The organism is Streptomyces sp. NPDC059832, assembly GCF_042731715.1.
In the GTDB taxonomy this organism is placed as follows: Bacteria; Actinomycetota; Actinomycetes; order Streptomycetales; family Streptomycetaceae; genus Streptomyces.
In genome coordinates this window covers 21,221-32,005 of the sequence record NZ_JBHWIY010000056.1, presented here as the reverse complement: position 1 = coordinate 32,005, position 10,785 = coordinate 21,221, and the positions used below count along the sequence as shown (strand labels likewise).

General features: G+C 70.6%; 10 protein-coding genes. 1 reads left to right on the top strand and 9 read right to left on the bottom strand.

Features of this window, described 5'->3' with window-relative positions; translation table 11 throughout:
- Positions 1–124 precede the first annotated feature (124 nt).
- The 9 genes from ACFV8T_RS42560 to ACFV8T_RS42520 all read right to left on the bottom strand — a co-directional run bounded on the left by ACFV8T_RS42560 (position 125) and on the right by ACFV8T_RS42520 (position 9,783).
- Entirely contained in the window at positions 125–1,237 is a 1,113-nt protein-coding gene (locus ACFV8T_RS42560; RefSeq protein WP_385338499.1) for an NlpC/P60 family protein, read from the bottom strand.
- On the bottom strand, positions 1,234–3,798 hold the full coding sequence (locus ACFV8T_RS42555; protein ID WP_385338496.1) for a hypothetical protein: 2,565 nt from the start codon (positions 3,796–3,798) through the stop codon (positions 1,234–1,236). Before ACFV8T_RS42555 ends, ACFV8T_RS42560 begins: the two co-directional genes overlap by 4 nt.
- A gap of 32 nt (positions 3,799–3,830) precedes the next feature.
- Complete coding sequence (locus ACFV8T_RS42550) at positions 3,831–6,428, bottom strand: ATP-binding protein (RefSeq protein WP_385338493.1); 2,598 nt, start codon at positions 6,426–6,428, stop codon at positions 3,831–3,833.
- A gap of 6 nt (positions 6,429–6,434) precedes the next feature.
- On the bottom strand, positions 6,435–6,962 hold the full coding sequence (locus ACFV8T_RS42545; RefSeq protein WP_385338490.1) for a hypothetical protein: 528 nt from the start codon (positions 6,960–6,962) through the stop codon (positions 6,435–6,437).
- Positions 6,963–7,099: 137 nt separating this feature from the next.
- Positions 7,100–7,252 carry a hypothetical protein gene (locus tag ACFV8T_RS42540; RefSeq protein ID WP_328512795.1) on the bottom strand — a complete coding sequence of 51 codons (153 nt, stop codon included), beginning with the start codon at positions 7,250–7,252 and terminating at the stop codon, positions 7,100–7,102.
- The gene (locus ACFV8T_RS42535; protein WP_385338487.1) at positions 7,249–7,572 is read right to left on the bottom strand and encodes a hypothetical protein; all 324 of its coding nucleotides are present in this window, start codon (positions 7,570–7,572) and stop codon (positions 7,249–7,251) included. Before ACFV8T_RS42535 ends, ACFV8T_RS42540 begins: the two co-directional genes overlap by 4 nt.
- A complete protein-coding gene (locus ACFV8T_RS42530) occupies positions 7,569–8,579 on the bottom strand; it encodes a conjugal transfer protein (RefSeq protein WP_385338484.1) in 1,011 nt (336 codons plus the stop codon). Before ACFV8T_RS42530 ends, ACFV8T_RS42535 begins: the two co-directional genes overlap by 4 nt.
- On the bottom strand, positions 8,576–8,812 hold the full coding sequence (locus ACFV8T_RS42525; RefSeq protein WP_385338482.1) for a hypothetical protein: 237 nt from the start codon (positions 8,810–8,812) through the stop codon (positions 8,576–8,578). Before ACFV8T_RS42525 ends, ACFV8T_RS42530 begins: the two co-directional genes overlap by 4 nt.
- Before the next feature lie 128 nt (positions 8,813–8,940).
- Complete coding sequence (locus tag ACFV8T_RS42520) at positions 8,941–9,783, bottom strand: hypothetical protein (RefSeq protein ID WP_385338479.1); 843 nt, start codon at positions 9,781–9,783, stop codon at positions 8,941–8,943.
- A 494-nt stretch (positions 9,784–10,277) separates the two neighbouring features.
- Between ACFV8T_RS42520 and ACFV8T_RS42515 the strand changes: the two genes are divergently transcribed.
- Positions 10,278–10,655, top strand: a complete 378-nt coding sequence (locus ACFV8T_RS42515; protein WP_385338476.1) for a VOC family protein — start codon at positions 10,278–10,280, stop codon at positions 10,653–10,655.
- Positions 10,656–10,785: the final 130 nt, after the last annotated feature.

Here is a 10,785-nt window from a genome sequence, read left to right as displayed (position 1 = left end):
AGAGTACGGGCCCACACGACCCGATCGTCACGCACGCACGACCGCCTGAAGTCGCCCTGCCACCCGAGATATCAAACAGCCTTGCCGGGACAAAAAGCTCTTTGAGGTCGGAACCCATAACAAATCAGAGCATTCGTCGTACGTCCCAGTCGTACCGTTCCCAGTATCCGGCCGTCGAAGTGGTCTCGACGGTCTTTCCGGGCCGGGGCGCGTGGATCATGGTGTCGTTGCCAGCGTAGAGCCCGACGTGTCCCCAGTTTCCGTCGTTGTTGATGACGATGAGGTCGCCGGGCCGGATCTGTGAGCGCGGGACTCGGGTGCCGGAGTGCCGCATCTGCTGGGAGGTGCGGGGGAGCGTGATCCGGGCGCCTTGGTAGAAGGCGTAGAGCATCAGGCCCGAGCAGTCGTAGCCACCCTTGGTCGGGCCCGTGGTGCTGCCGCCACCCCACACATAGGGGATGCCGCGCTGCGCCATCGCGGCGTTGACGACGGCGCCGGCCCGGCCGGTCGCCGTACCGCCTGTGCTGTCTCCGGTGGCGGGGAGGCGGTCGTACTCGGCGACGTGGCCGGTGACATCGTCGACGTAGGTGTTGGAGTGGTTGTAGCGGTAGACCGCCTTGCGCAGCTGGTCGGTTTGGGACAGGTCGGTGGTTCCGGTGCCGCACAGGTACACGGCCGTTCCGAGGGCGGCGTCGAACGCGTTGTGCGGGTCTTTCACGCCGTCGCCGTTTCCGTCCTGGCCGCTGGGGCCGTTCCAGGTGGAGGGCAGGAACTGCATGGGGCCTACGGCCCGGTCGTATGCGGTGTCGCCGTCGAGCCGGCCGTGGTCGGTGTCGGAGAACGACGTCGTGTTTCCTCCGGCTCCGGAGCCGTTGAGCCGGACACCGAGGATCCGGGGGCTGATGTCGCCGCTGGTCGTGATGCTGTGCCCGGCGGCGTGGTTGGACTCGATCTTTCCGATTCCGGCGATGACGGACCACCGCATGCCCTTGCATTTCGGGCGCACGGTAGGGATTTTGGCGGCGGCGCGGGTGTAGGCGGACAGCATCACCGGGCTGATGCCGGCCACCGCCCCCGGGGCCGTCCCGGGGGCGGCCGGTGGGGCCGTGGTTTCTTTCTCGTGTCCGGTCGCCCCGTTCGCGACGGCGGCGATGAACAGCACCAGGACACCGACGACGCCCACGGCCGCGGCCAGCACGGGGGAGGCGATCAGCACCGTCTTCCGCAGGCCGCTCACGGGCGACCGCCGGGGCGGGGCGCGGCCCGCGGCCTGCGCGCAGGAACAAGAGGGGCGGGCGCCGGTGCTGCCGGGGCACTGTTCCCGGTGTTCCTTTGCTGGCGCATGCGGTGCAGGCGCTGCTGGAGCATGGCCTGAGCCGCGCTGGAGGGCGGTTGGGCGACGCGCGGCGGAGCAAGGCGCCGCCGGACCACCGGCGCAGGCTGGGGTGCAGGGGCAGGGGGCGGGCCGGCCGGGCGGGGTGTCGGGGCCCGGCGAGGACCGGGCGCGGTGGGCCTGGGCGGCGGGGTGTAGGGGCCGAGTCCGGGCCGGCCCCGGACGATCCGGCCGAGGGAGCGCACGTTGTGCCGGTACTCCCCGGCGAACTGCTGCGCAGGCTGGACGTAGCTCCGGTTGAAGCTCTGGGCGTTCTGCTGGAGGTTCTGAACGGCGCTGCTGACCCGGCCGGCGGCCTGGCCGGGCAGGGCCGTTGCGGCGGCGCCGACCCTGCGGGCCGCGCGCGGCCCGTACACCGGCAGTCCGACGGTGGCCTTGAGCCCGAACACCCCGGCCTTCGCGGTGCCTTTGGCGCCCGCTTCGATGGTGCGGCCGGTGAGCTTTGTCAGTCCTGCCACGGCGCGGCCCCCGCCCTGGGCAAGCTGGCCGCCGAGGCGTGTGGCGAGCCGGGTGGTGCCGATGCGTCCGGCGCCGCCGAGTGCGGCACTGGTGCCTCCGGTGGCGACGGCCGCGCCGAGCATGAGCCCGCCGAGCAGCAGGCCCTTGCCGAGCCCACCGCGCCGCGGAGGACTGGCAGGGGTAGGGGAGGCGGCGCCGCCCAGGGGTGAGTTGCCGAGCCGGTGGCGGGCGCGTGCCACTGCTCCGCGGGTGGATCGGGCGAGTTTCTTGCGGTAGATGAACGCGGCTACGCAGACGCAGTCCAGGAGGACGAACCGGACGGTGAGACCGCCCGGCAGGTCGCTTTCCGGTGTGTTCAGTACGGCGTTGACGACGACGATGAAGACAGATAGGGAGGCGATGGAGGCGAGCATCAGGGCGAGGCCGCGGGCGATGGCCGCGGCCCGGTCCCACAGCCAGGCCCGGCCGGGGCCGGGCAGGATCCCGGCGGCGAGGGCCACCTTCGCGATCATCGCCTCGATGGCGATCTGCAGCTGGGCGAAGAGGAACGCAGCGTCCAGGACGATGACGAACGCGCAGGTGAGGAACGCGGCCAGGAGCATGAAGATGGCGCCGCCGACCTTGTCCATCGACGCCTTCTTCAGCGTGCCGGCATTCGTCACGCATGCTTTCTCGAACGCCGCGATGGGGCCTGCCGTGTGGACCTGTTCCAGCATCTGGGCAGAGGAGACGTCGATGGTGGTGTCGACCATCCAGTTCTTGACGTTGTCGGGCAGTCCGATCCCGAACGGCAGGTCCTTGAGGAAGGACTTGCCTTTCTCCATCGTGGAGTCGATGAGCTGGTCGAACACGGCCTGCTGGATCCGCGAGTCGCGGAACCTCTTTCCGCAGCTGCCCTCGAAGGTCCGCCCGTAGGACAGGAGCATGGCCGGCCGGGCGACGAACGCGTCCACGAGGGCATCGGTGATGGGCCGGGCCAGCGCGCTCGGCGACGAACGGACCTGCGCGCCCACGGTCGACCCGGAAGGCTTCTTCTCCCATTCGCTTTCGGTGGTCGGCCGGGTCGAGTCGATGGCCTCTTTGTCCAGGACCAGGGCGGCGGTCTCGACGGCCAGCGCCCGCACCGTGCCCACCACCCCGGTGTCGGTGCTGAGCAGCAGCTGCGGAGGCGAGGCGAGAGCACCGAGCGCGAGCGCGGAGACGACCAGTGCCGCCACCATCTCGCCCCAGCCGCGGACCCGGTTCCCGAACAGCAGATGCCACGCCGCGACGACCATCGTGAACGTGAGGAACAGCACCGGAAGCCCCATCTGCACGACGACCCCGCCATACAGCGACGTCGACACCTGCAGCGCCGGCTTGAGCATCAGCCCGGCCAAGGAGAACGCCACGCTCCAGGTCAGGAGGAAGCCGGCGAAGCTGACCGCCCATTTGTTCCCCATGAAGGCCATCTCGACGAGGAACCCCTCCACACTCAGGTCCCAGTCGTTCCAGTCCCCGGTGTCGGAGTAGATGCGGTAGGAGCTGACGGGATTCCCGTCCCGGTCGGTCACGTTGAATGCGGACAGGACCCCGCCCTGTGCGGCCCGGTCCTTCTTGTACTTCGCCACGAGCTTGTCGAACTCGGTGCGGGCAGCCTTCTCCCTCTTCGCCGCCTCCTTGTTCGCGTCCCGGATCAGCGGGGAGTCGTCCGGCCTGCCCGAGCTACCCGGGTCGGGCACCATCGGGCTCGGGTCGAGCGGGTTGTCCGGGCCGGGCAGCGTCGGGCCCACCGAAGGCGTCGGCGACGGCGTGGGGGCCGCGCTGGCCGTCACGGTCGCCAGCACCAGCGACGTCAGGCACGACAGCGCCAGCAGCGCCAGGCCCACGGCCATGGACCGCCCGGGACGCAGCCACCGCTTGATCCCCTGCAGCACCCGTATGCCCCGGGCCCGGGTGCGTGTCATCGGTGTTCCCGCCGGTGCGGCGGCCCGCCTGATCATGCTGCTGCGCTCTGCATGGGCTGGGAGTGGATGTGAGCGACGGCCTGTTCGTCGGCGGGCAGCGTGACCTGCATGGCGCCGATCCGCCCGGTCAGATCGCGGTTCAGGCACTCGCCGGCCCGCGCCGCGCGTTCCTCGTCGCTGAGCTCGGGGCTGTTGGGCGACAGCCCGGTCGTGACCAGGGTGAGGAGGTCTTCGTCGTCTGGGTTGCAGCCGAGGAAGCGCAGGGCCCGGCGGGCGAGGTTGGTGTCGGTGTGCCGGAAGACGAACTTTCTGGGGATCAGGCCGCGCAGGATCTGCCCGTTCTCGGTGTCGGCCGGGCCGATGTCGTCCTCGTCATGCCCACCGAAGAGCGCACCGGCGTTGTGCTTGCGCCCGTCCTTGACCAGCTCCAGCGCCAGGGCCAGGCCCTCCGGGCTGGAGGTCAGCCACCAGCACTCGTCCCACACCACCAGGGCGAACTCGTCCAGGTCCGCGTAGGCGACCTTCCGGGACAGGGCGGCGATCAGGTACATCACCGCACGCCCGAAGATCTTCTCGAACTCCATCTTGTCCAGCCGGTCCCCACCGCCGCGCAGTTCGCTCTTGGTGGGCAGCGCGAGCGAGGACACCGAGAAGACCAGGGTGTCGGCCGACGAGCCGCGGACCACGGGCAGCGACTCGTCGAAAATGGCACGGGCCAGATCCTTGCGCCTCACCGAGGACAGACGGCGGGCAGCCATCGCCGAATGCGTGTCACCGGACGCACCGCGGTTGGTGAGCTCCTCGACCAGGACCCGCATCGAGGGATGGGGCTCGGCCAGCACCGCCTCGACCGCCTCGGACAACGCGATGCCCTCATCACTCATCGGCGCCAGCCCCAGCAGCAGCGTCAAGAACGACTCGGTGAAGCGCTGCGCCTCCCGCCCGGTGAAGATCCTCAGCGGATCGAGAGAGACGGCGGCCTGGTCGTCGATCGTGATGCACTCGGTCTCACCCGGGCACGCCTGCGCGTAGCGGAGCCATTCCTGGCGCGGGGTCCGGTCCACGATCACGGCCCGGCCGCGCCGCGTACCGCCCCGCACTCGCCGGCCCGCGGCGAGCACGGAGTAGACGACCGACTTCATCGCGGTCGTCTTGCCCGCACCGAGCTCCCCGATGAACGCGGCGGTCGCCGAGGTGTTCTCCCGCGGGCCGCGCGTCCAGTCGGTCAGTACCGGCCGGACACCGCCGCTGGCCAGCTGCAGACCGAACAACGGCCCCGTGGCGTCGCCGAGCCCGCTGCCCGTGAACGGGCCGGCCATCGCGAAGTCCCGCGCCACCAGGTACTGCGCGTACTGGGCCATGACCTGCGGGGTGCGGGTACCGGGCAGCATCCCGTGCCAGAGATTTTCCTGCTCGCCGCGCGGCCGGGTGAAGGTGTACTCGTTCCCGGCGAAGTGCCCGGCGAGCTCCCCAGCCCGCCGCTCGGCCTCCTCCGGGGTGCCGCCCCACACGCACAGGGCGGTCATGGCCCGGACCTCTACCTCTGTACTGGAGGCGGTCAGCCGCTCGCGGTACTCGTCCAGGCTCCCCACCGCCTTGTCGACGCTGGCCGGGACACCCGCGGTCTCACCGTCGTACTCGCTGTACTGGTTGGCGAGCTCGCGCGCCTGACGCCGAGTCTTCGCCTCCGCCTCGGTGCCGGAAGAGACACTCAGGCGCACCACCCAGTCCACCGGGAACGAGAACGCGTCCAGCGACGACAGATACTCAGACCCCGGGAACGCGAACGCCTCGGGCATCTCGGAAAGGGCGAGCATCACCTGATACGAGGGCCCCCACTCCGTGGTCACCTCCAGCCACCGCCGCGCAAAGGGATTCGCCCGCCCCGCCTTCCGCCGCCCCGCCTGCCGTGCGGTCCGGCCGGAGCCGGCAGCGCCGCCACTCAAAGCCTCTTCTTCGAGCAGGTTGCCCCCCTCGGCGAGCACCACCTGGCCGAGCGCTGCCGCACCCCGTCCCCGGCCCCGCATCCGAGGCCCTGCCCCGTCCGGCAGGACTGGTTCGAGAACGCCGCGACGGGCGCTGTGCCCGTAGATCCACAAGACCTCGGCAGTCGTTGCCGGACGCAGAGCAATGGCCGACGGCCACACCGACGCCATCCGCTGCGCCTGGGCCAGGCGCTCGTTCTCCTCGCGCGCCGACACCGGCCGCGGCAGCAGCCCCAGCTGCAAGGCAACGTCCGCCCGCGCCGCCGCAAACGCCTCCCGCGCCGACTCGCCGCGCGTCATCGGCAGCGGCACCGCCAGCCAGTCCGTACGCCCCGTCAGCTCCAGTTGCTCCAGCTGCCCCCGCAGCACACCAGTGGCCTGCCGGTACCGGGGAGAGGCCACCAGGTCGACGCCCTCGGTCATCTTCGCGACCACGCTCGCCGGGTCGACGGCCGGACACAGACTCAGCAGCATCGACTCACCCTTGAGCGCCTTGACCAGCGCCTCCAACTGCTTCAGCCGCTGCTCCTTCGCCCGCCGCGAAGTATGGGCGGCATCCGCTCCCGCCACCCGGTAGACGGCCCAGACCTGACCGTGCACGGTCCACATCACGTTCCCGGCCACATGCCGGATCGGCATCCGCATCGCGGATCACTCCCCTCGCTGCGCCACGGGCGCATCACTCGCGCTGAACTGGATGTCGCGACGGCGGGCGGCGAGCAACGCCGCCGCGACCGGCGCTGGCCGCCGCCCACCCGACCCACGTGCTGCACCGTTGGCCACCGGAGTGCTCTTCGCCGCGGTGCTGCGCCCGGCGGCCATCCCGCGGGAGGCCACAGCCGGCGACCGGACCGGGCGGAGCACACGATCGCCCGAGCTCCTGCTTTCCGCTCGGGACTGCGGTGCGGCCCAGGTGACGCTGCACACCCCGATCAACGGCCGGTGACCGCCCAGCGCCCTGAGCGGACGCCCGCCCAGCCGCCCGCCCGACGGCCGCGTCATCAGTGAGGCGGAACTCGCAGCCACAGCCAGCGGATTACGGCCGTCGACCCGGATGTGGCGCACAAGCAGCGACAACCCGTAGGGCCCACCGATCGCGATCGCGTAGTTGAACAGCCCGAAATGCGCCCACACCCCCCGCGTCAGCACCAGGCCCGCGAGCGAGACGGCAAGGACCACGACCTGAGGCACCGTGTACGGGCCACCCCAGATCCGCCCACGCCCACCGGGCCACTTTCCGATCATCAAAGGGTGACGGCGCGCCCGGGTGTAGCACCTACCGACCAGCATCTCCGGCGACGATTCCGCAGCGCCGCTCATCGCAGCTCACCGAACATCTGCCACACCGTCGCCGCGCTGATGAACACTGCTCCCGAAGCGGCCAGCAGGGAACGGATCTTGGCCCACACGTACGACACGGCGAACCGAACGAACAGCACCGCCACACACCCGGCGAGAAAGCCGTTCATCGCCGGTCACCGGGCACCGGCTCGATGACCCGGACCACCGAGTAACCGGCGCCCGCGCTCTTGGCGGTGCCGCTGTCCGGCGCGATGTCCTCGCCCACACTGTCGCGGAACACCGCCGCGTTCATCACCGCGAACCACAGCGCGACTCCGCCGACGAGTGCCACGCCGGCGGACACCACCGACTTCGTCTTGGCCCAGGCAGTCACCACTGCCGCGACCACCATGAGCGACATCACCGAGCCGACCAGCAGGTCGTTGATCTTCTGGCTGAGCTGGTTGACGTCGTCGATTGCCCCGGCCAGCACCGTCACGTCCATCACTGCGCGCTCTCCTTCGTCTCGGCCCCGGCCGGCTCGTTGCTCAGCACGGGGGCGCCTTCCACGGATGCGATCTCCCAGCGCCCGTCCCGCGCCGTGATCGTGATTGCGTACGTCAGCGGTCGCTTCTGCCCGCCGGGATCGGACGCGGTGATGTCGACGAGGAGCTGCCTACGCGCCCCGTCCGACTGCGGGCCGGCGCTGCCCGGGTCGTTCGTGCCGACCTCGGCGAGCCGGTCCACCGCGACCTGCGTGTACGGCGCGGGCGACACCGCCGCCAGGGCCGTACCAGGGGACAGGTAGCGGTCGAGCTCGCCACTGCCGGCGAGATAGGCGGCGAAGAATCCCGTGAGCGTCTGCCCAGCCGGATCGGTACTGCGGACCGGGACCGACTGCCCATACGCCAGCACCGGAGCCTCACCGGACAGCGGCGCGCCCACTTCGGCCGGCAGAGCCGCAGCCGCCAGAGCGCCTCCTGTACCGGTCCTGACCGGGACGTGGAAATACCGCAGCACCGGCCCGGACCCAACCTCGTCCGGCTTCTTCTTCCCGTCCGCAGGGCCGACCGGGGTCACCCGGGCGGCCACGGTCACCGACCAGTAGCCGGAGGACACGAGTCGCACCCGCACCGTCGCGACTTCTTGCGCCCGCTGCATACCCGGATCGGCCGTCAGGCTCACGTCGCGGGCATTGGGCAGGAACGGAGCCAGGGAATCCTCCGTGCCCTCCCCGGCCGCGAGATACGCGCTCACGAACAGCTCCGCGAACCCGCCCGGCCCCGCTGACTGCCCGGCCGCCGGCTGCTCCTGACGGACCGGGGCTGCAGCCGGTGCGACCGCGGGCCGGGACACCAGCGCCCACCCCGCCAGAACCGGGCCGGCCACCAACAGGACCCAGGCCGTGCGGCGGAGCACCGTCACCGTGTTCGCCGCAGCGCCCAGGGAACCCAGCGACCAACCGCCCGCTTCGGCCGGCAACACGTCCTCCGCGTGCTCCTTGCGGCGCTTCACGGCTGCTCCTGCCACATCCGGGCAGTCAGCCGGTCCCGCGCCGCCTTCGGCAACGCCGCCCAGCGGGCGAACGCCGCCTGCGCCGGTCCCGCGTCCTCATCGAGATAGGCGCGCATGGACGCCGCCGTCCGGTCCGCGAACGGCGCCATCTCCAGCTGCACCACCAGATCCCGCAGCCGCTGACGTGCCTGCATCAGCAGCTCGAAGTCCGTACCGTGCTCTGTCGCGGGCATCGGATCCGCCATGGCCTGCTCACCCCTTCCAAGCCCTGGTGCGGCAGCTGTTCCGCCACACACCCGGACCAAGGAGCCACCACGCCCCAGACGTGACAGCCGGAGCCGAGAAATCTGAGAAATCGTCATCACGCGGCCTGCACCCACTGGTCAGCGATCGGCCGCAGCTGCCGTACGGTCCGGCTGCGGCGCTGCCGCCACGTCACCGCGGACACCCCGGCCCGCTCCGCGCTCTCCCGCGCCCCGGTCCGGGACTCGTCCGCGATCACCCGGGCCCGCACCACGTCGAGCAGGCCGGCGGCCACGGCCCACACCAGCAGTTCGACCAGCTCGCCCCGCGCACCGTCCGGGACCTCCCCGGCCCGCAGCAGACCGGCCTCGGCGGCCTGCCGCCGAAGGGCTGTTCGCCAGACGGCCTCTGTCGGATCGTCCGCCGCCGGCTCGCCAGGTACGGCCGCGGATTCGAGGACCGGGTGCCACGGCATCGCGTCCGTCTCCGACTCCGCCTGCAGCTCACGGCTCGCCAGATGCAGCGTCTCCAGGAGAAGGTTCGCCGCGGCCCCGCTCGTCCGATGCAGCGGATACCGCCGCACCACCTGATACAGGCACGCGACGACGACCTGCCCCGTCTCGTCGAAATCCCGGCCCGCCCGCAGCAGCCGCTGCGTCATCCGCACCGCACCCGGCAGCATCGCTTGCACCACCACCCGCGCGGCCAACTGCGCCCCGGCCCCCTCGCCCGCCGCACGCTCCAGGAGCACCCGCATCCACCGGTCACTGTGCACACGCCCCTGCGCCCGGTCCCGGCACTCCAACTCCGCCAGGAGCTCCGCCAGACCGCGCGCCCGCTCGTCCCCGAAGAGCACCCCGCCCTCCCGCAACCAGCCGAGCACCATTTCGGCGCGCCCGGCTCCGGCGCAGACCAGCGCCCATTCCGCATCCAGCGACTCAAAAACACGTGGTCCAGTCACGACAGCTCCCCGTTCGGTGATGCCGTGAACTCTTCTCAGCGCCCCTGACCCGACCGCTGACCCAAACCCCCGAATGCGCAGGTCAGAAGGGTGCCCAAATGCTGACCCATGGTGTATCGCGCGCTTGCGCTGACCCGCGGCCGTAATTGCGGAGTTGGGCCCGTCAGTCGGGGGTTGCGCGCCTTGCCTGTCACTGCCGCACTCTGCTGCCCGGCACCACGGACCAGCCGCGCTTCTGACTCAATTGCTGACCCCCATCACGTCCGCGACTACGAACGTCTGCCACAACATTCCGAAGCCCACCTGACCTGGGCACTCATCACCCTGATGACCCGGAGGATCACCCGCAGCGGTCCTCGCAAGGACTGGTCGAAAAGGGACTCACCGGCATAAGAGCTCGCAGGGGATGCTTGGGCCTGAAGAGCGGCAGCACCACCTCGGGTGCTGCCAAAAAATAGATCGCCAGGACGGACCAAGCCTCCTACCGTTCCGCCATGCAGATCGTTGTGACGCTGGACTGTGTCGACACCGAAGCGCAAGCGAACTTCTGGCTCGCCGCGCTCGCCCCGCTGGACTACCGGCGCGGCTTCCACGGACCTCCCTACCTGAGCCTGGTCGGGCCCGCTCCTGCACCAACCCTTCTCCTGCAGCACGTCCCAGAACCAAAGCAGGGCAAGAACCGCATGCACCTTGACCTCGACTTTGGCACCGCAGACCTGGCGTCCGAGGTCAATCGCCTCGAACGGATCGGCGCTGCGAAGCTCTCTGAAGAACTCAGCGAACACGGCTTCCGCTGGATCGTCGTTGCCGACCCGGAAGGCAACGAGTTCTGCGTATTCAATCCCCCGAACAACATCAACGTTGCGCGGTAGTTACGCGGTCGGGCTGAGGTTCCACCATGGCCTGGGAAGCCGCCCGCGGCGGCTTCCCCAGCCGGAGCCCGTTCCCCCCATTCCCCCCCCCCTCCGAAGGCCCGGGCCTCCCACGCCATGACCCCACCGG

What these genes read in the sequence shown, in the direction of transcription:
- ACFV8T_RS42555 (WP_385338496.1), bottom strand. Translation starts at nt 3,798, where the DNA reads ATGACACGCACCCGGGCCCGGGGCATACGGGTGCTGCAGGGGATCAAG.
- ACFV8T_RS42550 (WP_385338493.1), bottom strand. Translation starts at nt 6,428, where the DNA reads ATGCGGATGCCGATCCGGCATGTGGCCGGGAACGTGATGTGGACCGTG.
- ACFV8T_RS42540 (WP_328512795.1), bottom strand. Translation starts at nt 7,252, where the DNA reads ATGAACGGCTTTCTCGCCGGGTGTGTGGCGGTGCTGTTCGTTCGGTTC.
- ACFV8T_RS42525 (WP_385338482.1), bottom strand. Translation starts at nt 8,812, where the DNA reads ATGCCCGCGACAGAGCACGGTACGGACTTCGAGCTGCTGATGCAGGCA.
- ACFV8T_RS42515 (WP_385338476.1), top strand. Translation starts at nt 10,278, where the DNA reads ATGCAGATCGTTGTGACGCTGGACTGTGTCGACACCGAAGCGCAAGCG.